Annotated in this window: 25 protein-coding genes; 6 read left to right on the top strand and 19 right to left on the bottom strand. The window is 40.2% G+C overall.

All coding sequences use genetic code 11. The features are described 5' to 3' along the window. The first annotated feature begins 95 nt into the window (after positions 1-95). Positions 96-1,667, top strand: a complete 1,572-nt coding sequence (locus BLT94_RS03460) for a tetratricopeptide repeat protein (protein WP_092230433.1) — start codon at positions 96-98, stop codon at positions 1,665-1,667. Between the two features lie 20 nt (positions 1,668-1,687). Here BLT94_RS03460 and BLT94_RS03465 read toward each other — a convergent pair whose 3' ends face one another. The 10 genes from BLT94_RS03465 to hmcA form a co-directional block, all read right to left on the bottom strand. Continuing rightward, positions 1,688-2,125 carry an RrF2 family transcriptional regulator gene (locus BLT94_RS03465; RefSeq protein ID WP_092230435.1) on the bottom strand — a complete coding sequence of 146 codons (438 nt, stop codon included), beginning with the start codon at positions 2,123-2,125 and terminating at the stop codon, positions 1,688-1,690. 115 nt (positions 2,126-2,240) lie between these two features. Further along, positions 2,241-3,734, bottom strand: coding sequence for a hybrid sensor histidine kinase/response regulator (locus BLT94_RS03470; protein WP_092230437.1), 1,494 nt, complete (start codon positions 3,732-3,734; stop codon positions 2,241-2,243). Between the two features lie 21 nt (positions 3,735-3,755). Continuing rightward, positions 3,756-4,109: a DVU0259 family response regulator domain-containing protein gene (gene divK / locus BLT94_RS03475; RefSeq protein WP_092230439.1), complete on the bottom strand. Its 354-nt coding sequence runs from the start codon at positions 4,107-4,109 to the stop codon at positions 3,756-3,758. A 15-nt stretch (positions 4,110-4,124) separates the two neighbouring features. Further along, positions 4,125-5,024, bottom strand: coding sequence for a universal stress protein (locus BLT94_RS03480; RefSeq protein ID WP_092230442.1), 900 nt, complete (start codon positions 5,022-5,024; stop codon positions 4,125-4,127). Positions 5,025-5,057: 33 nt separating this feature from the next. After that, positions 5,058-6,446 carry a sulfate respiration complex iron-sulfur protein HmcF gene (gene hmcF / locus BLT94_RS03485; protein WP_092230445.1) on the bottom strand — a complete coding sequence of 463 codons (1,389 nt, stop codon included), beginning with the start codon at positions 6,444-6,446 and terminating at the stop codon, positions 5,058-5,060. A gap of 42 nt (positions 6,447-6,488) precedes the next feature. Then, positions 6,489-7,166, bottom strand: a complete 678-nt coding sequence (gene hmcE, locus BLT94_RS03490; protein WP_014959022.1) for a sulfate respiration complex protein HmcE — start codon at positions 7,164-7,166, stop codon at positions 6,489-6,491. Between the two features lie 32 nt (positions 7,167-7,198). Next, a complete protein-coding gene (hmcD, locus tag BLT94_RS22490) occupies positions 7,199-7,330 on the bottom strand; it encodes a sulfate respiration complex protein HmcD (RefSeq protein ID WP_085929938.1) in 132 nt (43 codons plus the stop codon). Between the two features lie 12 nt (positions 7,331-7,342). Further along, positions 7,343-8,512, bottom strand: coding sequence for a sulfate respiration complex protein HmcC (gene hmcC / locus BLT94_RS03500; RefSeq protein WP_092230447.1), 1,170 nt, complete (start codon positions 8,510-8,512; stop codon positions 7,343-7,345). Then, entirely contained in the window at positions 8,513-9,682 is a 1,170-nt protein-coding gene (hmcB, locus tag BLT94_RS03505; protein ID WP_092230449.1) for a sulfate respiration complex iron-sulfur protein HmcB, read from the bottom strand. It lies immediately after the preceding gene. 35 nt (positions 9,683-9,717) lie between these two features. Next, positions 9,718-11,325, bottom strand: a complete 1,608-nt coding sequence (hmcA, locus tag BLT94_RS03510) for a sulfate respiration complex hexadecaheme cytochrome HmcA (protein WP_092230451.1) — start codon at positions 11,323-11,325, stop codon at positions 9,718-9,720. Positions 11,326-11,700: 375 nt separating this feature from the next. Between hmcA and BLT94_RS03515 the strand changes: the two genes are divergently transcribed. After that, the gene (locus BLT94_RS03515; RefSeq protein WP_014959027.1) at positions 11,701-12,534 is read left to right on the top strand and encodes a sulfide/dihydroorotate dehydrogenase-like FAD/NAD-binding protein; all 834 of its coding nucleotides are present in this window, start codon (positions 11,701-11,703) and stop codon (positions 12,532-12,534) included. Between the two features lie 35 nt (positions 12,535-12,569). Then, a complete protein-coding gene (gltA, locus tag BLT94_RS03520) occupies positions 12,570-13,982 on the top strand; it encodes an NADPH-dependent glutamate synthase (RefSeq protein WP_092230453.1) in 1,413 nt (470 codons plus the stop codon). Positions 13,983-14,229: 247 nt separating this feature from the next. Here the strand turns inward: gltA and BLT94_RS03525 are convergent, their stop codons facing one another. The 6 genes from BLT94_RS03525 to BLT94_RS03550 form a co-directional block, all read right to left on the bottom strand. Beyond that, positions 14,230-14,424: a CooT family nickel-binding protein gene (locus BLT94_RS03525; protein WP_014959029.1), complete on the bottom strand. Its 195-nt coding sequence runs from the start codon at positions 14,422-14,424 to the stop codon at positions 14,230-14,232. Between the two features lie 113 nt (positions 14,425-14,537). Next, positions 14,538-14,963 (bottom strand): DUF3842 family protein, encoded by a 426-nt coding sequence (locus BLT94_RS03530; RefSeq protein ID WP_092230454.1) that lies wholly within the window; start codon positions 14,961-14,963, stop codon positions 14,538-14,540. 61 nt (positions 14,964-15,024) lie between these two features. Beyond that, positions 15,025-15,741, bottom strand: coding sequence for a dTMP kinase (gene tmk, locus BLT94_RS03535; protein ID WP_092230455.1), 717 nt, complete (start codon positions 15,739-15,741; stop codon positions 15,025-15,027). A gap of 339 nt (positions 15,742-16,080) precedes the next feature. Beyond that, positions 16,081-17,832, bottom strand: coding sequence for a metal transporter (locus BLT94_RS03540; protein ID WP_092230457.1), 1,752 nt, complete (start codon positions 17,830-17,832; stop codon positions 16,081-16,083). Positions 17,833-18,050: 218 nt separating this feature from the next. Continuing rightward, positions 18,051-18,383, bottom strand: coding sequence for a hypothetical protein (locus BLT94_RS03545; RefSeq protein WP_092230458.1), 333 nt, complete (start codon positions 18,381-18,383; stop codon positions 18,051-18,053). A gap of 32 nt (positions 18,384-18,415) precedes the next feature. Further along, a complete protein-coding gene (locus BLT94_RS03550; RefSeq protein WP_014959034.1) occupies positions 18,416-18,676 on the bottom strand; it encodes a hypothetical protein in 261 nt (86 codons plus the stop codon). A gap of 319 nt (positions 18,677-18,995) precedes the next feature. Here BLT94_RS03550 and BLT94_RS03555 point away from each other — a divergent pair, with 319 nt between their 5' ends. From BLT94_RS03555 to BLT94_RS03570, 3 genes are all read left to right on the top strand, one after another. Beyond that, complete coding sequence (locus BLT94_RS03555; RefSeq protein WP_092230460.1) at positions 18,996-19,448, top strand: polyhydroxyalkanoate synthesis repressor PhaR; 453 nt, start codon at positions 18,996-18,998, stop codon at positions 19,446-19,448. Between the two features lie 119 nt (positions 19,449-19,567). Further along, on the top strand, positions 19,568-20,032 hold the full coding sequence (locus BLT94_RS03560) for a MaoC family dehydratase (RefSeq protein WP_014959036.1): 465 nt from the start codon (positions 19,568-19,570) through the stop codon (positions 20,030-20,032). A gap of 649 nt (positions 20,033-20,681) precedes the next feature. Beyond that, positions 20,682-21,884, top strand: a complete 1,203-nt coding sequence (locus tag BLT94_RS03570) for a M24 family metallopeptidase (protein WP_092230464.1) — start codon at positions 20,682-20,684, stop codon at positions 21,882-21,884. A gap of 120 nt (positions 21,885-22,004) precedes the next feature. Here the strand turns inward: BLT94_RS03570 and BLT94_RS03575 are convergent, their stop codons facing one another. From BLT94_RS03575 to BLT94_RS03585, 3 genes are all read right to left on the bottom strand, one after another. After that, entirely contained in the window at positions 22,005-22,214 is a 210-nt protein-coding gene (locus BLT94_RS03575) for a hypothetical protein (RefSeq protein WP_092230466.1), read from the bottom strand. Between the two features lie 239 nt (positions 22,215-22,453). Further along, positions 22,454-22,948, bottom strand: a complete 495-nt coding sequence (locus BLT94_RS03580; RefSeq protein ID WP_092230468.1) for a PilZ domain-containing protein — start codon at positions 22,946-22,948, stop codon at positions 22,454-22,456. A 338-nt stretch (positions 22,949-23,286) separates the two neighbouring features. Further along, positions 23,287-24,333, bottom strand: a complete 1,047-nt coding sequence (locus BLT94_RS03585) for a GAF domain-containing protein (protein ID WP_092230470.1) — start codon at positions 24,331-24,333, stop codon at positions 23,287-23,289. Between the last annotated feature and the right edge of the window lie 6 nt (positions 24,334-24,339).

Raw genomic sequence — 24,339 nt, forward strand, 5'->3', positions numbered from 1 at the left:
AATTGGTAATTACAAGACATTTAAATTGCTTTACGATTTATTTCAATACCCTTATGTTATATTAAATATTCGGGTTTTTTATAGGGAGAAAAGATATGGATTTTTTTAATAAATTATTCGGCTCACAAAAAATAAAAATCGAGCGAGCATATAAAGAAGGAATTAAATTTTATAACAATAACAATTTTTTAAAAGCCATTGACCAATTCAAGTGGGTCATGTCAAAAAAATCACTTTCCCTTGAAAATAATCTTGCCAAATTCTATTGCAGCCAGGCCCATCGAAACATAGGCATCACAAAATTTGCAAAAGCCGAATATGAAGACGCACTGTACCATTTCAATAACGCACAAAAATACAACCCCAACCATACGGAACTGAGTTATTTTATCGGCATCTGCCTTAATAATACAGGGGAATTCACCAAGGCTATTCAATATTTCAGCAAATTAAAAGAGCTGGACCCGGAAAATATCCCCAATAAACTGAAAATGGCCATTGTTTTCAATAATCTGGGGATGTGGGAAAATGCCGAAGCCATTCACCGAAATATTCTTGAAAAAAATCCCCATTACGCAGATGTACACTTCTATCTTGGACTCTGCCTGCTAAGCGCAAGCAAACTCTCCGAGGCTGCTGTCTCATTTAAAAAAGCACTGAACCTTAATCCAAATTACATCAAAGCCCAATTGAAACTGAGCATTGCTCAGGCTGCCATGGGAGAATACAGATTGGCATTTAACAACCTGAATCAAATTCATTCAAAATATCCTGACTATGCGGATGTCATATATCTTATCGCTACAGTGAAAGAAGACTGCAATGAGATTGGACAAGCCATTCAATGGCTTTTGAAAGCAGTTAAAATTAATGGCAGTTATAAAACCGCCCGGATAAAACTGATTACTTTGTATTGTAAAACAGGCAAAATCAATGATGCGGAAAAACATCTCAAAGAAATCACTTACTACTACCCAAATGACAATCGCCTTGAAACATTAAAAAAAATGATCCTTAAAATCAGGCAGTTTCCACAAGAGAATTTATTTGCGTCCATTGATAATCTTTTACAGGAAGAACAACTGCAGATACAACTCATTGACGAGTTTCATAAAAATATTGACATTATGCCTAACTTTTCTGAGATAATTGAAATGTTCTGCGGCTCAAAATATTCGAATGAAACTGCAGCAGGTATGTCAAAAGTAATTCTTCCATTCATATCAAATCATATCAGAAAAAATCCAAACTTCCCTGATCTTCGTAACAGTCTTGGAACACAGCTGTTACTTTGCGGAAAAAACGAAGAAGCAGAAGAAGCATTTTCCACTGCAGTAGAACTGAATCCTGATTATTTAACCGCCCGCATCAATTTGCTCAAAACCCTCCATAAAAATGGAAAAAACAAAGAAGCCCTTGAACATGGGCAATATGTCCTGAAAAAGAAACTCCGATATCCTGATGTGTATTATACTGTCGCCAAGGTATTATTTGCTCTAAAGCAGTATAAAGCGTCATTAGCCCATGCAAAAAAAAGTCTTGAGATAAAACCCGATATGAAAGACACACACCTGCTGATTTCCCATATATATAAAAAAATGGACAACAAAGACCTCGGGCATGACCAACCTGATGTTGGTGATGAAGCGTCAAATCGGCAAAAATAAGGAGCGGGATATTCTTGCTTCTATTTTTTCTTAAACTCTTTGTTCTCGATAGCCAGAAGACCTGAAATGGTTATTTTATCAAGCCTGTCAAACATTGCCCGGCTGGCCTCAACCCAAATCCACCTGGAAAGACATTCACCAGCTCTGTTACAAACACCGCATACCTGTTTTTCCTCTTCTGCGCAATCTGTAATGGCCGTGGATTCCTCCAGAATTCTTACAACATCTCCAATGGTTATGTCTGCCGGAGATTTTGAAAGCATATGCCCGCCAAAAGGACCTCTATGACTTTTTAAAATGCCTGCCTTCTTTAATTTTACCGTAAGCTGCTCCAGATATTTCAATGAAATATTCTGTCGACTGGAAACATCGCTCAAAGGAACGGGTTTCTCCTTGCCGTGAACTGCGATATCAAGGATAAGCCTTGTTCCGTATCTGCTTTTGGTTGTCAGTCGCATAGTTTTTCCTAACATAATCCCTATTTTAAATTCATGTGCCATTTATGGAATTCAGGCACAAAATCTCATTCCCACAATTCACCATCACTCAAAATCAACGGCAAAGGGAATGAGTCTAACGGGTTGTCCTGGGAAATTCAACTATTTTTGCATTATCCGGCTTTTGAAGGGGAAGAAGAATAATAAATTTTGTTCCCCTGCCCTGTTCAGATTCAACCTCAACCGTCCCACCATGGTATTTAATGACCCTGTTGGCAATAAACAACCCCAGCCCTGTCCCCTGAGACCCTTTGGACGTAAAAAACAGGGTAAACATCTTATTTTTTGTTTCCGTATCCATGCCGATCCCATTGTCTGAAATAGTAAAAACTATAAACTCATCAGATGTTTTACCGACATGAAATTGTATGCAATGCTCTTTTTTATCCCTGTCAAAGACACAGGCATCCACTGCATTTTCAAGAAAATTAACAAGGGCCGCCTCCATCCAGGCAGCATCAACCTCAATTTTCCCAAGAGATTCCGGGATACAAACATCTAACTTGACGGCATAATTTTCAGCCAGCGGACGAATTGTGTTAATTACATTACCGGCAAGAAGTGCAACATCCATATCTTCATATTGAAGTTCCCTGGATTTGGCATAATATAAAATTTCCAGCACCATTTTCTTGATTTTATCCGACATCTGCTGAATCAGCCCAAAAGCTTTGGAAATTCTGTCATCATCTTTCTGGGCAAGGCCGGTTTCAAGCTGATAAAGACCTCCATCCAGTGCAGTGAGCATGCCTTTTACCCCGTGGGACATGGAACCCAGCATCAGCCCCAGGGAAATAAGATGGTTCTGGAGTTGCCGGATCTGGGTGATATTGGTGGACATTTCCATCACCTGGGTAATCTCGCCTTGTTCATTCCTGATGGGTGCTGTCTGGGTCAACACATTATATTGCTTGCCGAATTTTGAGGTAACAATCTCTTCGGTATGATGGCATTTGCCATCCTGAAAAGTTTCCACCACGGGACAATCCGGACATTGCGAGGTTCTGTGCTTATAAAGTTCATAACAAAACCCGCCCACCTGACTGCCGAAATGATGTTTAAACCTGTTGTTGGCAGCCGTTATCCGCAAGTTTCTATCCTGAACGGAAATATAGCAGGGAACTTCATCAAACAACTGATTTAAAAGTTCTTGTGCGTGACGAAGATCTCCAAGCCTCTCGGAATACCGGATAATCTTTCTATCTGTTGAAATATTTTTACAGGCGGTAATGAGTGCCAGATCAAGGGCTTTGCTGTTAACCGGCAAGTCAAGATAATTGGTTGCCTTGGATCCAAAGATATCCATTGCATCATCCAGCTTGTCCTTTGCGGCAAAAATCAGAATCTGGACAATAGGATATTTTTTTTTTATGGATTCAAGGCATGGCAACAGTTCGTCAAAGCTGAACAAATCTGCAAGAATAATATCAAAGATATTGTTATCAAGCTCAAAGCCCACCTGCTCAAAGGTGGTTGCAATGGTAACCTCGTACTGCAGGCGCTCTGTATAAATTTTCAAAGCACCTGCGTGCCCGGCATCCCTGTCAATAATTAATATCTGTTTTGCCATGATTGATTCTGCATATTCAAATCAATTAAGAGTTTCTTTGACGATTTTCAACAATTTATCCCGGTCAAAGGGTTTTGAAATGGACGCCACTGCCTTGACAACCGCATACTGATGCCCGGAAAGCCCGCTGATAACAATCACCGGAATATTTTTCAGTTCAGTATCCTGTGCAAGCTGGCGGTAAAATCTGGGGCCCCATTCTCCGGGCATTTCAATATCCAATGTAATCAGGTCCGGTTTGACCTTCTTGGCCTCGGCATACCCTTCTTTTACATCGCCTGCGACACTTACCTCATATCCATTGTCTGTAAACAGGGAAACCAGATAATCTCTAACATTCAAATCGTCGTCAATCACCAGAATTTTCTTTTTCATAACACCCTCTGATACTTATTTGTTTACACTTATGACCGGACATCCGGCCCTGACGATAACCTGTTCGACATTCCCCCCAAGCCGTATATCCTCTGAGGGTAATTTCCTTGAATGATGCGCCATAATGAGCAAATCCGCATGTTTATCCCTGGCATATTTAACAATCTCCATGTAGGGAATGCCTTCCCATACATCCATGGAATAATTGCTCAACTCTTTTAAACGCTCTCCATACAATGCCCTGATCTTTCTTATGGATTCTCTTATCTGCTGCTCTATCTCATCCTGACTCAACATTCTGCCGCTGTTCAAAGGAGAAATATCAAGTGCATGGAACACATGGAGTTCACAATCAAGGGTTTTGGCAACCTTCAGAGCAAATTCAAATGCCTTGTCTGAAGTTTTTGAAAAATCCGTACCAAAAACAATATTTGACACTCCGCCCCAAAAAGAAGCCGCAGGCCTGTTAACAACAAGAACAGGACAATTGGCTGCTTTGGCAACTTTCTGCAGGGTTGTGCCGGCTGAACTCTTTTTATAAACCGTTTCATCTTCATCACCGGTACTGCCTCCAATCAGGATCAAGTCCGGCTTCAAGGTTTTTGCCTGTCTCAATATCTCTCGGGCAGGCCATCCCACAGCAACATCAATTGTATAATTCAGATTTTCATCCAGGTATTTGCCATAATAGGTTTTAATCTCTTCATTTACCCAGGCAATATAATCTTCATCAACATCCACTCTTTCTTTGGTTTTCACATCCACGACAAACTGGCTGTATCCCCTTGAGGGAACTCCCAGAACATGAAAAATATTCAAGTCGGACTGATAACTTTTGGCAATATTAAAGGCCACCCTTGCTGCATGATCGCTTGCCGCGCTTGCAGATGTTGCAAATAAAATCTTTTTAAACATGTCAAACCCCTCTCATTTCTTTAAATGATCGGCCTATTCCTCAGGTTTCAAATGATCCGGAATGTCCAGCATTTTAATGATAATCGGTTTTAAAAAGGACCACCGGATGCCGATCTCATACTCTTCTTCAAGATCCCTTATGGCATCCCAGCAGTTGTGGCACGGTGCCAGAACCAGTTTTGCCCCGGTGGCCAGAATCTGGTCCCGTTTTTTTCTCAAAGCGACATTTCGCTGTTTTCTGAACAGGCCGATACCATTAAACCCGCCGCCGCCGCCGCAACAATAATTATGCTCTTTGTTGGGTGACATTTCGACAAAATACCCCGGTTCAACAATATGACTGACAATATCGCGGGTCGCTTTTTTCAAGCCTTGATTTCTGATGTAATTACAGGAATCCTGGAGGGTTACAAGCTCTTTGATCCTTTTGGAAGGATCAATTTTGAGTTTTCCCGTATTAAGGGCTTCAGCCAGCCATTCCACATAATGAATTGACTCGGCAGGCGGCAGACCGTTCTCGCGTCCTGCCCAGTAAGGCCCTTCAATAACGGTTGCCCTGTGGGCATGGCCGCATTCGGTTCCCACCATTCGTTTGGGCTTTAATCTTTCCATGGCGTCATACACGCTTTCCACCTGCATTTTGCAGGCTGCCCAGTCTCCTGCAAACATGGCAAGACTCGTCTCTTCCCAGCCTTTGGACGGAACAGTCCAGTTCTCGCCTGCCATATGGAACAAAACTGCTGCTTCGGCAAGGTCTTCAGGGTAATGTTTTACTTCCCTTGCATTGACCGTATACATGATGTCGGCGTTTTCTTTGTCCACCGGCACTGTAAGCCCTGGATAGTCATCTTCATACTCTTCAACCATCCATTCAAAGGTATCCACAAAATCTTCATCCGTGACATCCATTTGAGCACGATAAGCCCTGTGCATTCCAGCACCGATTTTCAATTCCCAGGGCACAAAACCCTGCTGGTACAACAAACCCCGAAGATATCCGAACATGATACCGGTATCAATTCCATGGGGACAATATGTACCGCACCGGTTGCAACAGGTGCATTTTGCCCATGCAACCTCCATGGTATCCCGCATAAACTGGTTACTGACTTTTCCCTTTTTGCGTATAATTTCGCCAAGGGTTGACTGAATTTTATAGGCTGGAACCTGCTTGGGGTCTCTGCCATTGACTTGATAAAGGAAACACGATTCAGCACACATTCCGCAATGGGCACAGATCTCAAGCCAGGTTTTTGTGCGTGACTTACAGGTATTTTGTATGGTTTTCCACAAAAGGTCACTGTCAACATCCAGTTCCTTCATTTCCTTATAATACATATTCCCACTGGTATCTGACAGCAATTCATTAACACCTTCCGGTGTTTCAACGGGTTTTTTATTGCAAAATTTTCCTTCAGGCATGGATATATTTCTCCTTACAGCTCAAGCATATGGGGCATCCCATTACCAAGCCATTTTTGTTCCTTTCATTCCGCCCCTCTTAATTCCAAAATCCATTCCAAGCTGGGCACGGGATGCGAAAAACAAAAACACATGGGACAGCTTGGTAAAGGGTATGGCAATCAAAAGGAGTTCTCCACAAAATATATGCATATTCAGCCAAAATGAATAATCCCCTACCTGGTATCTGGCAAAAAGGCCTGTTACAAAGGGAGCCAGGGATATCAATAAAATAAAATAGTCATATAGCGTGGTCATTATCCTGACTTCGGGTAAAACCAGTCGTCTTAATACAAGAAACACTGCACTGACAACCGCAACCCAGGTTAAAACATCTGCGACACTTGTATTTAAGGTGAAAAATGAAAATCCCAGTTTTTCTTTAAGAAAAAGGTTGTGGCCCAGCAAAAAAAGCGGAAGCAGAACAGCACCTATATGGAATCCGAAAAAGGCCAGAGTTATAAACGGTTGAGTCCGCCAGCCATAAGTTCCAAAAGGAATCAGCCATTTGTAAATAGACCGCCAGGCCCCTTTAAAGCCTGCCCCAAGATGAGCTTTGTACGCCACCCTGTCCAACTGCCAGCTCAAGCCCCTGAAATACATGATAAATCTGGCAAGCATTCCAATCAAACAGACTCCCAGAGCAATCCAGAAGCATACGCCTGTTAACAGATCATGCATTGTTTAATCCTCCATATAAATAAAAATTATCTCTAATCATCTTCTCTGTCCGTGAGAAATTTCCAGAAAAGCGGCATAAAAACAAGGATTCCACCCATAATGAGATAGGTCATTCCTTTGGTAAACGTCATAAAATCCTGAAGTGTAAAAATAGTGTTTTCCAAGGTATCCTCCTTCTAATGGGTCTTGTAATCCGGGTGCTCATGAAGAATGGGCATCCGGGTTGCAATAAACCGGTAGATCACTATTCCAAGGGTTACAATAAAAACAGAAGTTGCGATTTCCATAAAGCTGGGAAAATAGCGTTGGGCGGAAGGCAGGTGCCAGTTAAATGCCACAACGGAAATATTGAGCCGGTTCAGTACGATTCCCAGAACCGTCCAGACAGATGCCACCCGGATAAAGGTAAGATTCTTTTCCCTTGACCCCACAGCATACAAAATGGCGGGAAAAACAACAAACCCGATAAGCTCCACAAGAAACCATAGTCCCCAGCCCGTAGTAAGATAGTGCCAGTTATTGTCAATGGAAATACCGATGATCTTGATACCGACATATCCCATCATGACAAAGGAAGCTGCTTTGCCAAATCCCAGAACAACCCCTGTGCTTTCCTTTAAATGAGTTTCATCCATCTTATCTTTGAGATGGCGATGGGCCAGACTGCCCTCAAAAATCACCATGGACATGCCTGCAAACATGCTGGATATGAAAAAATATACCGGCAGATAGGAGGAATACCATAAGGGATGAAGTTTTGACGGTGCAATCATAAACAAGGCACCCAGGGACGACTGATGAAGAGTGGAAAGAACCACGCCAAAAATCGTAAGCAGCAAGGTTAATTTCACAACGATATTTCGCAGCTTCTTCAACCCCAGCCATTCCATGGCGGCAGGACTATATTCAATAAACAATACGGTCAGATAAAGGAACACGCAAAGTCCCACTTCAAACAAAAGAGACGAAGTTCCCTGGGAATAAAACACCGGATATGGCAGGCGCCAGGGACGGCCCACATCATAGTGAAGGGCCAGAACAACCAGCGCATACCCTAAAAAGGCCGTTAAGATTGCAGGCCTGACCGCAGAATGAAACCGCTTCAACCCAAAAATATAGCAGGCCGCTGATGTAACATACCCGCCTGCTGCCAGGGCAACCCCACACAGCAGATCAAAGCCGATCCATATTCCCCACGGATTGTTATTGTCAAGGTTGGTAACCGTACCCAGTCCCATGGTAAACCGCAAGATTGTTAACACAAGCCCCACGGCAAGGATAATACCGGTTACCACATTAAACACAGTAAATTTTTTATTTTCAGGAATCCTGTTATCCGAATCCATCTATTCCTCCTGTTTGCCTTTTTCCAGGGAATCAACAGGTTCGCCAATCGATTTAGCGGTCTGCTCTTCCTGAACTTCAGCTTGTTTTTCTTTTGCGGCTTCGCTTTCTTTTGCAGCCTCGCTTTCTTTTGCAGCTTCTCTTGCTTTTTCAGCTTCTTCAAGGGCTTTTTTGACTTCAAAATTGATGGCAGCTGTTTTCTCTTTGTTCATTTTTCCCTTGAGATCTTCTATCTTCTGGGTCATCTCTTCATTGGCTTGAACTCTTGCGGCCTGCAATGCATCATCTTGTTCTTCTTTGGCAATCTTATCTTTTCTCTTGGAAATGGCATATACGCCGGTCAACAATACCGGCCACAAACCAACCACGATGGGAACAGCCGAAAGCGGCCCTGACGTAAGCTCAGGCGCTGATTTTGTTCCTAAATCCTCTCTCATGCCAATGGTTTCAAATGATTGACCGGAAAGGTAAAGCCAGCTTGTGCCTCCCATTTCATGCTCACCATACACATGATCTATGTATTTATCAGGGTATTTGTGAATTCTGGATCGTGCAATCTTGATCAATGCGTCTCTTTGCCCGAAAATCAGTGCCTCCCTGGGGCAGGCTTCCACACACCCCGGAAGCTTGCCTTCTTCCAGACGGGGAGCGCACATGGTACATTTGGTTACCTTGGGGGTCAGCACCTTGTCATATTCATAGGCCGGAACTTCAAATGGGCATGCAACCATGCAATATCGGCATCCCACACACAGGGAGGCATCATAAACAACCGGTCCGGCTGCTGTTTTCTTAAACGCCTTAACAAAACAGGCAGATGCACATGCGGGTTCAAGGCAGTGATTGCACTGTTTTTTTACAAACACTTGTTCTGTGGCCTGAAACTTATTAACAACCGTATAAACATCCGCCTGGGTACGTCTGTTTTGATCAAGAACAGTTAAATCGTCAAACGGCTTTTCAGGTTCCGGCAATTTATTCACCTTGTTGCAGGCCTGTTCGCACTTTCTGCACCCGATACACAAGGTGGTGTCGTGCAGAACGCCGGAGCTTCCCGGATACCCCTTGAAACTTTTGTTTGCGGCACCATAGGCTTTTGTCAGGGCACCGGTTGTGGTGGCACCGATGGCCGCGCCAAGCGACCCCAAAAACTTTCTACGAGAAATAGCCATAATTTTACCCTTATTATTTATATCCTTTGAAGTTTCTATTTCTTTGCTTCATGACATTTGACACAGTCTGTTGCGACTACGGATTTAATGTCCATTTTCTGATGGCAGGTAATGCACTGGCCATGATATGCGCCTTTCAATCCAGGCCTGCCGTCCAAACCACCATCAAATATGGCATCAGATCCATCACCCTGGCCAGGAACGACTTTACTGTGACAAGACGCACATTTAGGAGGCTCAAGGGTTTTAGGGCTGTTGTGATGGCATCCCATGCACAGCCCGGCCTGATCCTTATGAAATGCGTTTGCCATTCCGCTCTTTTCAACTCTCTTGGCAATGGCCTGAACCACTTTGCGGTGGGGGAACCGGCTGGGTTTATACTCATCTGCCAGACCGTCAATAACAACTGTTTCAGGAATCTTGTCTTCTGCAACAATCGTATAATTTGACGAAAGGTCTGTTAATGCCGTTTTTGCCGCTTGAGCAGGGTCTTTTGATTCCAATTGAACCGGCGGTATACTGTGGCATGTTTTACAGGATTCGGGATTGCTGTTGCTTGCAGGCATCAAACTGTGACAGCCGGCACAATCAGCACTTTTCGTGAAGTCTTTATGGCATCCGATACAACTTCGGGTACTGTCTTGTTTGTGCATGGCCTGCCCAAGACTGACAAACCCGCCCTTTTGTTCTCCCCCTTCTGCCCCGTGGCAATCATTGCATTTTTTCAAGGTCTCATGATGGCAGTCTTTACAGCTTTGCGCTGCTGTTTCATGAAATTTGTGATCAAAGGCAACGGCATCCATATAATTTTTCTTTGTCTGATCGTCCGCCTTCCAGCCTGTAATGGCAACTTCATCCGGCTGATTTCGCTTGAGCCTGGGAATATCGGTTATTTTTTTTATTTTTTTTATTTTTTCGTTATCATGACAGCCGTCACAGGTTACAGGCCCGGCATCAATTGCGATACTTTTCGCTTTAAAGCTTTGATGACAGGCTACACAGGAATCATGAGCCGCTTCTTGAATAGACCTTGTTTCATCCTTTTTTTCAGACTTATGACAATAAAAGCAGGACTCTTCCTCACCTTTAACATAAAAAATCTCTTTTGTTTTTTCATTATATTTATGGTGACAGGCGCTGCAATTGTCTTTAGCTGACAAGTCCATACCTTTAATCCGTTCTGAACTTTCATGGATAAAATGCAATGATTTATCAAAACTGATTTTTTCCCGCAAAGACCCTTCAGGCTCCCCTGCGACATGACATGCCCCGCACTGATCGGCAACAGGCCCAGTCTTCTTGGCAGAGGCTTTTTTTTCCGTATGACAGGCAATACACTGGTCATGATAAAAATCCATGGATGCTTTCTCGCCTGTTCGTTTGAATTCAAAAACAATGGTATTGTCTTTTTCCATATGACAGACTGTACAGTCGCCATCCGAAGCCTGAGTGTGAAGATCATGCAAAAAACCGACAGCAGGCATTTCATCCTTGCCAAGCTCATCCTCAAGCTCAATTTTTATAAGCCCCGGTTTTTTTTCATCATCACTGTTGTTTGTACTGGTTTGCCCTATAAAGGGAAACAAAATGCATAAAACAATCATCACAAAAAATATCAGCTGAAATGATTTTACTTTTGACATGGTTCAATCCCCTGATTGATTTTTAAAAACACTATTTCAAATATACCCAACTAAATCAATAGGATTATTTCCTACTATTTTTATGTGATTAAGTCAAGCTCAAAATTTCATGGCCTTATTTTTATAGATTTTAAATCATTTTATCTGCCGGACACAGTACAATCAAACCCATAGTCACATTCCAGCTATCCCACTGCTGTAAGGCCGACGCACTTGTCTTTCAATCACCCGGGTGTCTTTTCGCTTGATTATATGGAATATTTTAGGGTATTATAGAATCCTTAAATTCAAGACATAAATTGAATTGAATTTTTCATTTAAACATTAATCACCGAACAGATCCATACACAGATCCATTGAAATTAGGAGGAAGAAATGGGAAAAATTGTGGCTCGTGAGGAAATGGCTCAAGGCACTATCATTCTAAATGAAATAGATGCGCCTCGCATATCACGAAAAGCCAAACCCGGACAATTTGTAATACTTCAGGCGGATGAAACAGGAGAACGCATCCCTTTGACCATGGCAGATACAAATCCGGAAAAAGGTACTATCACCATTATCTATATGGTCATTGGAAAATCCACGACCCGATTTAAAGAGTTAATGGTTGGCGATGAATACTATGCCCTGATCGGCCCCCTTGGAAAACCCACCCATATCGAAAACGTCGGTAAAGTCGTCTGCGTTGGCGGCGGAACCGGGATTGCAGTGCTGCATCCCATTACCCGGGCACTTAAAGAAGCCGGCAATGAAGTAACAACCATATTGGGTTCCAGAACATATGACCTGTTGATTATGGAAGAAAAAATGAAAGCCGCATCCACCACTTTAAATATCTGTACCGATGACGGATCACACGGCCATCACGGTTTTGTGACCGACGTTTTAAAAGATGTTCTGGAAAAAAATGATATCGACCTTGTTGTTGCCATTGGCCCCATCCCAATGATGAAATTTTGCAGCCTAATCACCAAAGAAAAAAATATTAAAACCCTTGTCAGCCTTAACCCAATCATGGTGGACGGAACCGGTATGTGCGGTTGCTGCCGTGTTACAGTGGGCAATGAGACCAAATTTGCCTGTGTAGACGGCCCTGAATTTGACGGGCACAAAGTGAACTTTGATGAACTGGCCAAGCGCCTTGCTTCCTACCTTGAGGATGAGAAGTTAAGCCTGGAAGCCTATGAAAAATGCAAACTGCAATAAACCATACCATCACGGTTGTATACATGGAGGAATAAATGGCAGACAAAAAATCAAAAAAGATAAAAATTCCACGGGCAAAAATGCCAGAACAAGACCCGGATATCAGAAGACGAAATTTTGAAGAAGTCCCCTTGGGACTTACCCCTGAAATGGCTATGGCCGAAGCCTCAAGATGTCTTCAATGCAAAAATCCAGCCTGCGTTGAAGGATGCCCGGTTTCCGTTCAAATACCCGAGTTTATCCAATTAATTGCAGAAAACAATTTTTCAGGCGCAGCAAAAAAATTATGGGAAAACAATGCACTTCCTGCTGTGTGCGGGCGTGTCTGTCCCCAGGAAGAACAATGTGAGGGCAGGTGTATTTTAGGTAAAAAAGGTTCTCCTGTTGCCATTGGATATCTTGAAAGATTTGCAGCCGACCATGAACGTAAAAACGGAACCGGAGCCCCCCCTGTTGTTGCCCAAAAAACAGGGAAAAAAGTGGCGGTTATTGGTTCCGGCCCCTCCGGCCTGACGGTTGCCGGAGATCTTTTGACCAAAGGCCATGATGTAACTATTTTTGAAGCGTTTCACAAACCCGGCGGGGTATTGGTATATGGAATTCCTGAATTCAGGCTTCCAAAAGAAATTGTTGCATCGGAAGTGGCCACCCTTGAAAAAATGGGCGCAAACATTGAATGCAATACCGTGATAGGCGCTTCGGTCACCATTGATGAGCTGTTTGAAGAAGGGTATGACGCAGTCTATATTGGTGTGGGCGCAGGCCTGCCAAGATTCATGAACCTGCCTGGTGAAAACCTCATTGGTATTTATTCGGCAAATGAATACCTGACCCGGACCAACCTGATGAAAGGGTATCTCTTTCCCGAATATGACACGCCCACTGCCCGGGGAAAAAATGTTGTTGTTCTGGGTGCCGGCAATGTGGCCATGGATTCTGCAAGAACCGCCATGCGTCTTGGGGCTGACTCTGTAAAAGTTGTATATAGAAGATCAAGAGAAGAAATGCCGGCAAGAGAAGAAGAGCTTCACCATGCCGAAGAAGAAAAAATTGAATTTGTTCTCCTGACTAATCCCACTGAATTTTTTGGAGATGAAAATGGGCGTCTGACCGGAATGGAATGCCTTAAAATGGAATTGGGAGAACCGGATGCATCAGGAAGAAGAAGGCCTATACCCGTTGAAGGATCAAACTTCATGATTGACTGCGACCTTGTGGTTGTATCCGTCGGTTCAAATGCCAATCCTCTGCTGACAAATTCCACACCTGATATTGCCTTGAACAAATGGGGTAATATCATAGGTGACCCTGTAACCGGGAAAACATCAAAAAAAGGAGTTTGGGCAGGAGGGGACATTGTAACCGGAGCCGCAACAGTCATTCTTGCCATGGGTGCGGGACGGGCCGCAGCCAACTCAATACACGATTATCTGACACTGGGATGGTAATGGATAACCGGTTACGGGTAAACAATAACGGAAACTTGTAACACAAAGATAAAAATCCTGACCCTGAGGGCCAGGGTTTCAAAAGCGAAGTAAAATAATAAGGTTGGCCATTGAAAAATTTTTCACTGACCAACCTTAATTTTATATCCATTCTCTTTTTATATGAAAGTCTTCAAAAATCCAGACAGTGACTTTCATGTTTTGTTGTGGGCAAATCTGAGCAAAAGACCATGTCTGCCCGCGGCAGTTATTGTTTAATATAAACCTTGTGGTCCACCAATGACAAAGAATGAACATGGCCTTTAATAAATTTTTGTTCGCCAAAGATAGAAACCAGGCGGATACCATCTTCATCCGGCTCAATCTTGTCAACCGCTTCCATTAACAATGTTTCATCAGATTCGCCGTCATTTCCAAGTAAATATGCATTTGCTTCACACATAACGCCATCACTCCTTGTATATTTTTTATATGAAAGTCTTTAAAAGTTTAATCGTGACTTTCAGTTTTCGTTGTGGACAAACCAGGATATGATACCAGGTCTGCCCGTGGCATTTATAAAAAAGATAAATGTTTATCCAACAATTCATCCACCAGTTGAGGCAGGGGCAGACCGCTTACCCCTACAATTTCCAGGTTTTCCTGGGTCAGAGGCAGAAGAATTTTTTTAGCATCGGCAGAACATATGGCTTCCGCCATCTCAGGGGTTACCTCGCCCATCATTGCCTGGGGCATGATAATTCCCACAGGCCCGATAATAGCATCTGCTTTCTTTACGGTCTGAACAATGGCATTACTGCCGGAAGCCCCTTTGTTTGCCCTTGCTTTCAGCATCTGGGCCGTGGCAATGGCGTTGGTTCCCAGAGCAAAGACCTCTATTCGTTCTTCAAACCGTTCTTTGAGTTTTTTAATAATTGCAGATCCAATGCCTCCCCCCTGGCCATCTATAACACAAATTTTTTTCTGGATATTCACTCCCATAACTATTTGTTTGCCTTTATATAATTTATTTCATACAATTTTAAAAATATTTCTGACTTCATTATTTTAACATTATTTTATTTTTAACAAGCAACATCATTTTATTATGAATAGCATCTGAGGACAGAATTGAGCCATTAGTATCCAAGCAATTTATCATTTTGAAATCATTGTATTTATTTACCACCCTTAAATATTCTTGCTCAACATTTTTTTGCAAATTGATGCTTGCTTCATGTATATCGCTTTTACCGTTCAAATATACCCTATCTTTTCCAACCCTGACTTTTTTTAATTCAGTTTCAACAAAAGAAAATGGAACATGTAAATATATAGACAAATCCGGTTTTGGTATTTTATTATAGAAATATTCAAATTCAAGAATCCAATGTTCTAATTCATTTTTTTTTGATTCATCGTCAAGTTTCGCACACTGGAATGCAATGTTTGAGTAAACATATCTATCCACAATTACAAAATATTTATTTTCCAACCAACCAGTTATCTTTTTTTTTGCATCATCTCTATCACCGGCATAAATCAAAGCAACAAGATAAGGGTCAACAGAATCTAAACTTCCGAATTCTCCTCTTAGAAATTTAGCAATCAAATCTCCATAGTAACCCTCTCCACTGCGAGGAAAATGGAGATATTTATATTTGATTTCATTTTTATTGAAATAATTCTTTAATAATTTTATTTGTGTGGACTTTCCAGCCCCATCCAAACCTTCAATAACAATAAATCTATTTTGATCTCCCAATTTTATCAATCCCATATTTTTATTTCATTTTAATTAAATACGTTAAAGCACAGTCTATAGCAATATACCAAATTCTTAGCAAGCATTTGGACTCTTCTCTTTACAAAAAAAAGATCATGGGCATTTAAATGAATCTTACAAAAACACCCAAACGAATTCTTGTTGTATAAACATACCTCAATATAGGTATATATTGTGGATAATTTTATTGGAATCTGCATTCATTAGCAGCCTGCCGGGATAAGATGGACAGCACAGCACTCCATCTTATCGGGCCGGGCTGATATCCATAACAATAAACTCCCGTCCAGAAGGGCCGAGAGTTTGATTGTTTTTGTCCAAATATTATGGACTCTATGCTTTTTTTGTCTTTTTTTTAGAATCCTCTTGTGCCTGCTTTGCCATTTTTTTTCCCCCGACAGTTGTTTTTATTTTTTGACTGATCTTTTTCTCTATGTCCGCTTTTATTGGTTTTTTCAATACTTTTTCTGCTTCTGCCAATTTTTCTGCAGATTTTTCCATTGGAGGGCCCGCAGGTTCTTTTTTTAGTTCAATTTTAGATTCTGAATTTACGGTTGATATCGACTTATCAAGGGATTGGTTTAAATCCAGCTGAAAACGGACAGGGCCTCTGTATTCCTTGTTCGGGCCAAACCGGGTGTGAAGTGCATAGTCGGATTCCGGATGTGACCAGGAAGTGGCAATGGCAATATGCCCCTTGGGAAAAGGCGTGGTCTCTACATCAATATAATCAAGGGGAGCAAGAGCCGTCTCTTTTTCCACCAGATCATCATCTTCGCCATAACAAATCAGCCAGGGAATCTTTTTTTCTTTAATACCTTTAAAATTCAATTCCCTGTCAAAGATTTTCACAGGCAAAATGCCGTCCGGAGTGACCGGAATATTGTAAGACGCAAAACTCATCTGAGTTATGGATAATGGAATATCCGTACGCTCATTTTGCAACCAATAGTTGATGGCTGCAGCGGTTTTACTGATGCTGTGAGATTGTTTTTCCATCTGTGCCACCATAAACATATCTCTTAAAAATGATACCACAGGGGCCTGGTCTTCAACACTTTTGAGTTTGTATACCCAACCCATTAGCTGCCCGTCCGCAACCTTATTTCCATTGGGCAAGGTTTTTGTTCCATACAGCAAATCATTGAAACGGGGGGGAAGGCTGTTCAAAAAATCCCCCAACCCCTTGCTTCGTGTACCATCCATGGGTGAAACGCAGGTGATTAATGCGTCCACGACATTGTCAAGCTCATTGGAAAGAATATTACAAACAGCGGAAAAACCGCCCTGACAATATCCGTTCAGGGTAACCTTTTTACCATGAAGTTCCATGACTTTTTCACAAAAATACCGTGTATCCAGGGCATCGTCCTCCATGGTCATGATCTGACAAAACGGTGTGGTGTGAATATCTTTCATTATGCGAATATATGTGGGAATCCCCTGATTTGCAAAGCAATGGGTATAACTTTTTTTTTCTCCTGGTAAAAAACTTAATATATTGCTGCCCAAAACAAAAGGAGGGATGATAATTATCGGTTTTCCCTTTTCATCCACTTTTACATCTTTATCCGTAGGTTGAATTCTGTAAAGCAAAAAACGTTCGGTTTCTGCAAACAAAAGATTTTGATGCCGTTCAAAGTGGAAACCAAATTCCGGTTCAATGTCTCTTATGGCCTTTGGAAGGGTTTTGCTCACGCCTGTAATCATGTCGAATTGTCGCGAAAAAAAATCCGATAGATTTTCTCCTTTACTCTGTGACAATGAATTACAAAAAGCGATAAAATAATTTTCCAGCTCTTTATTAATAAAGCCGTCTACAGCCCTCATGCTGCTGCAAAGGCTTCTGCCGAATAGATCCATATTAAATTTAAGAAGCCTGACATAGTCATCCCACTGTTCACCAAGCGAGTCTTTGTCCAGCCTTGATAATTCAGCTGTGCTGAAGTAAGCAGTGGAAATCAGATATGGAATAAGAAACTCGTTATTATATTTTATTAATCCTGCGAATAAATTTTGCGCAGCATTCATCTGATCAAAAAAAAAGCTGGGATTTGATTCATTTTTTTTAGACAAGTTTTCCATGATTACATCCTTAAGATATTGTCAACGCAAGAAACAGAAGACCATTCCACCGATTATATTTTTATACATGTAAATCTCAATATAACTGCCATGGGCAGCCCTGGTATTTCAACTTGATTTGCCCATAACAAAGTTTGAAAGTCTCTGTGTGAATTTTTAAAGACTTTCATACAAAAGAGATGTCGACTAAAATATTTCAGCCGACATCTCTTTTATTCTTACTTTTTGCTCGTCTTTTCTGATGTCTTTTCTGATGTCTTTTCTGACGGTTTATTTACAGATGATACAGGTTCGAACTCTGCCAATAAGTCCATTATTTTATCAAAACCGTTGTCAACATATCCTTTGCAATTTTCCCTGTTTTGTTTGAGAAAATCAACCCAATAGGAACTCATTTTTTTACTGTCACCCTGCGATAACGGACTTTTTTCAAAAACCTTGTCCATCATCTGATGCCCTTGGTCCTGAAGTGTTGCCATCATGGCAAAAGAGTTATCAAACAAGGATTTCTGGCATTTAACAAAATGGGTAAACATTTTATTGCTATACATAATTACCCCCCAAAAGATGGTTCAAAATGCATTTATTTTTGATCAAACAGTTTTTCGAACTGGCTATACCCCTGATCAACCACTTTTTTGAATTCATCCCTGGCCTTTTTAGTATAGTTGTAGGTTTCATTTAGCTGTTTCTTCCCATCCTCTGTGGCCCAGGGAAATTGTCCCATAAAATTATTCATCATAGTTTCCGTTTGATCCTGAACAACTGCTATGGCGTTAAAGCTGTTATCAAAAACGCTTTTCTGAAACCCGATCATCTGTTTTGCGATATTTGCTGTTTCCATAATGATTCTCCTTTTTTGTAATTAATTTAGACACATCATTTGATTGTTATCCGATGATTGTTATCCGACAAACGAAATACCGGATCTCAAATTTATGATTTCAATATTTGAAATATATCAATTAAAATATTTTTGTCAATAAAAATATTGTGCATTGCACAATATTTGTTTTATTATACATTTTTTTTAAAATATATAATAAAAACAAACTATTAAATATCCATAAAATTTATATTGACAAAGTTTATATTGCAATATAACATAACATCATACTGTGTTTTATTAACCGCAGATGATGTAAAAAAACAAGGAAAGCCAATTGCCTGATACCATAACAATTAAAAAGTATCCGAACAGACGGTTGTATAACACAAAAAAAAGTACTTACATAACTCTTGAAGATGTTTCAGATCTCATTAAAAAAGGATTCCGAATCCAGGTAGTTGATGTCAACACAGGCAATGACGTCACTTCTATTGTCCTGACACAGATCATCATGAACAAAGCAAAAAAGGACAATGCCATTCTGCCGGTATCCTTGCTTCACCTTGTCATTCAATATGGAGAAAGCCATCTTCATGAATTTTTCGAAAAATACCTTGAAACAACCATTAAAAATTATCTGGGATATCGAAAACAAATGGATGACCAGATTAATGCATACATGGAAATGGGGATGGATTTTTCCACCCTGGCAGAAAAAACTTTTAGGAATATGGATCCCATGAATTTTTTTTCCAATTCTCTGAAAAAACAAAAAAAAGAAGATTAATCTAAAATATCATACAGTTTTTTCCCACTCGGTAAGGAATAAAAAGAGGATCTTAAAGAAACGACCTTGAGGCCGCATTCATAGATTTAATTTAATTCTGAAACAAAAAGGAGAGGACAATGATTGGCAAAACCATCGACCAATTAAAGATTGGAGACTCGGATGAATTTACCAAAACGATTTCCGAATCTGATATTTATCTGTTTGCAGGCATAACAGGAGATTTGAATCCTGCCCATATTAATGAAGAGTATGCTAAAAACACGTTTTTCAAAGGGCGAATCGCACATGGACTATTTATTGGCGGTTTTGTTTCAACCGTAATCGGCACAAAACTTCCGGGACCCGGCAGCATTTACAGCGAACAGCAACTCAAGTTTCTGGCTCCCGTACGAATTGGCGATACCATCACAGCCAGAGTTGAAGTCAAAGAAATCAATATTGAAAAAAACAAAATAACCCTTGAAACAAGCTGTTTTAACCAAAACAAAATTATTGTGGTTGATGGAAAAGCAATCATCCATCCGCCTAAAGAAAAAATAAAAAAGAACCGCAACACGATCATACCAATCAAACAATTTTAATTGACGATATATTTTTATTTTACCGGCAAATGTGATGGTAAAAAGAAAGGATAGGTTCGCCCACACAGCACAATGCGACATTTTGTTTGTTTTAACAATATTTTTTTGACTAACGGTTATGACAGATCAAGCTGCCATGTCCGTTTTAGATGAAAGTCTTCAAAAATTCAAAAAACTACTTTTATGCTTTATTTTGTGCAAAGCAAAGTAAAATACCAAGCCTGCCCATAACAGTTCTTACCTTCTTTCATTGAACAACAATGATATTTCGTGTATTTACATTTCATGAAAATTTATCCAACATACCAGATAAAATTCAACTCTCAAAAAAAACTTTTGCAAAGACAACCCCTGAACCATTTGTTGATGCTCTGCCAAAGCCTATCATTCAAGTGTACAATACAAAAATCATATTCAAACAACTGCCATGGACAAAACTGTTATTGCACTTTGGTTTGTCCACAACAAAGCATGAAAATAACTGTTTGGATTTTTCAAGACTTTCTTATAACTGCCACGGGCAGACTTGGCCATTTTATACTACGATCTGGTCACCTTGGTTTGTCCACAACAAAGATTGAAAGTCACTATTTAAATGTTTGAAGACTTTCATATAAAAATAAAGATAGAGGTAAGACATTAAAAAACCATGACAACAGAATTAGCAAAAATACCTGAAAATGAGATTAAAAATAGAATTTACACCCTGAAACAAAAAATGGAAAATAATAATATTGAGGCTGTTTTTTTAACACACAAACCTGATATTTGCTATTTTTCAGGGACATCCCAAGACTGCTACCTTTATATCAACATTGATCATGATCCGGTTCTTTTTGTCAAAAGATATTTACCAAGAGCAAGAAAAGAAAGCTGCATAAAAAATATCTTTCAAATTCCATCAATAACTCATATCCCTGAAAAAATAATAAATCTCCACTCAAATTTACCCAAAACATGCGGCCTTACCTTTGATGTTGTCCCGGTCAGGGATTTTTATTTTTACCAAAAATTATTTACATCCACTTGTTTTATTGATTGCACCCCTGTGGTCAATGACTGCAAACAGATTAAATCTGACCATGAAATCAAACAAATGAAAACCGCAGCCAAACTATCTGAAAAAACCTTTTCTTATATCCAAGAAAACATCAGGCCTGGGATTTCAGAGATGGAATTTTGCGGTATATATGAAACATTTGCACGGAAATTTGGGCATTCCGGCACATTATTGACAAGGCATTACCGTGCAGAAGGTTTTCCCTTTCACTTATTGAGCGGTAAAAACGGAGGGGTTGCCGGTGCTGTGGATACGCCCTGCTGCGGGATCGGAACATCCATTAGCCATCCGTTTGGAGCAGGAGCAAAAATCATAGAAAGAAATGAACCTATTCTTATTGATTTTGGAACCATATTGAATGGGTATCATATGGATGAAACCAGGATGTTTGTTTTGGGAGACATGGACCAAAAGGCTATGGACGCTTCAAAGGCTGCCCTGGAAATTCTTTACACGCTTTTATCTCAAATGAAGCCGGGTGTTACAATGGGTGATATTTTTGAAAAAGCCATCAAATCCGCTAAAAATCTGGGGTATGAGGAACAATTCTTAGGTCTTCCCGGTATAAAATCAAACTTTATTGGACACAGTATCGGAATGGAACTGGTTGAAAGCCCCATTATATCCAAAGGGAACAAGGATATACTAAAACCCGGAATGGTATTTGCCGTCGAACCTAAATTTATCTTTAAAAATGAGTTTGCAGCCGGTATTGAAAGTGTTATTCAAATCACGAAAAACAGTTCATGTTTTTTGAGTACTACACCCAATAAAATTTTTATCTGCAAATAATACAAATTGTCTTTCTTATCGCAGAAAAAACCATAACCGCCACAATAGAATAGGTTACTCAACCATCCACTCTATCGTGGCGGTATCCACCCCCCAAAAAAAAGCAAACAACAATATCTGCTATTTCGTAATTTTTTTATATTCTCTTTGTTTTAAATCACTGAAAAGAGGACAAATAGTTGGGGGGCCTTCCAGTGTCTGCCCCTCCATTAATGTTTTTCCCCAATTTTCCGCAGTGATCTTTTGAGCTTCCTGTTGTGACTCTACACCAATAACTTTAAACACAAGCAAACCATGATCCTGGCTTTCCATTTTTGTGTAATAAATCACTTGCTTTCCTCCTTAAATTTAAATGTTCATTTTCTGTTTCATATAATATAAACTATTAAATTGTATTAAAATACTTCCAACCTCAATCATGACTTCCATTTTTTATTATGGTAATTCTTAACAAAAGACCACATCTGTCATGGCAGTTCATATACAAGTCTTCAAAAATTTTAACAGTGACTTTCATTCTTTGTTGTGGGCAAACCCATATAAAATAACAGGTCTGCCATGACAGTTATTCAGATAACATTTCCGAGCATAAATCTGTTAAAAGTTTTTTTTAAGGCTTTGCATGGCAATTTTGAAACAAAGGTAAAACAATTCAGGCACAGACACAAAGATTCATCGGTTTTTACGATCTCTTGTATAGAGGAATTCGCACATAATTCACAACAAAGATGGGATTTTTCAACAGCCTCTTTTTTAACTATTTTTGCCTTACCAATCCTTTTCACGCCAACCTTGTAACTGAAATCTGCATCTGTTTTGACACACCATATTACCTGGGCCGTACAAGCGTCATAGGGTTTAAGTGATTCAAAACCGGGAGAAGAATCCTTGATTTTGATAAAAAAATACTCCCCGTTTAAAAACATCTTATCTGATACAAAATTCATCCCATTCATACTAATATTATACAGCAAGGCTTTATGATACGAATCGTCAATACCTTTTGCATAAAGAATAGGTATATTTATATTTTTACGGACTTCAAAACGTCTGTTTCTTTCCATAAAAGTTTCTCCTACCCAGATAAAAAAGGGATAACCCAATGTCTAAATCGAAATCCCCAAACAGCTTTCCAAATATTTTCCGTTTCTAAGTTTAACCTGCATCTCAAGAAGTGTGAATTCAGGTGGCTGATTCTATACTTTTTCCAGAACACTGTATCCGTGCGATATTCAATATTGATAGACTTTGTTCATGTTAAACTCAATTGTTGCAGGAAATGAACCCATATTTTAATTTAGTAACTTAACAAATTTCAAGTTCCATTGTAAATAGGCAGAAAAACTCTTTTTTTACCGGGAAAATCTCATGGCCGGGAAAATATCCCATATAAGATTCCGAATTAAAACCATGCTCTATGGCTCCATATGTCTTTTTCCAAATTGATTTTTTCTTCCTTGAGTTTCAGGTACATGGAAGCGTTTTGGATGGCAAGACCGCCCTGGTGTGCCAATGCTTCGATCATGACCAAAACATCAGAAGGAAATCCGGTATAATCGGCACTGTAAAGACGCATCACCCCAATCACCTTATCCCTTGCAAGGATCGGGGTCACAATCATGGATTTAATACCTTCTTTTTTCATTTCCTTTTTAAATTCAATTCGTTTGTCAGCCTCGGTATCACTGACAATAATAGTTTCTCCCTTAAGTGCCCGGGAAGCGGTTTCATTATTGATAACCCCTAATATTTCAAAAAATTCATCACTTAACCCATGGCTTGCAACCAGCTGGATAGAGTTTGTATCTTCATCCAGAAGCCCAATGGTCACGCCTTTCATCCCCAAGGTGTCACAAATATTTACCGTCAAACTTCCCAGAATTTCTTGAATATCCAGACTTGAATTGATACTGGAAGCCAGTTCCAGGAAAAACATGGCATTGTTTCTGAGTCTATTGATTAAATTGTTTGTATGAACAGCAATGCCACCCTGATCAGCCAAGGCACATAAAAAATCAATCTCGCTTTTATCAAATTTTCGTCGGGTTGCCGTATAAAGAGACAGCACACCCTGGGTGACATTGGATACACGCACGGGAACTGTTAAAATAGAGGCAATTCCCTCGTTTTTTTTTGCTTTATGATTTTCAAGACGCTCATCAGTTGCAGCGTTTTCAAAAACAATATAACCTTTTTTCTCCAATACATTGACGATACCGGCAGATTCCCTGGGACTTGCATGCATATACGTTTCAGACAAACCAATCTGGGATTTGGGTATGAAATATTCATTACCCACATCACGCAGAAAAAGACAAGCTGCCTTGCCGTCCATGGTTTCAACAGCGCTCTCGACTATCAGATTAAGCAGTGTAGACTGGGTTGCCGCAGTACCGAATATTTTGCTTAGTTTACAAAAAATATCAAAATAATCTTTTCTCTTGGGCATAATTCT

The organism is Desulfobacula phenolica (assembly GCF_900105645.1).
Taxonomy (GTDB): domain Bacteria; phylum Desulfobacterota; class Desulfobacteria; order Desulfobacterales; family Desulfobacteraceae; genus Desulfobacula; species Desulfobacula toluolica.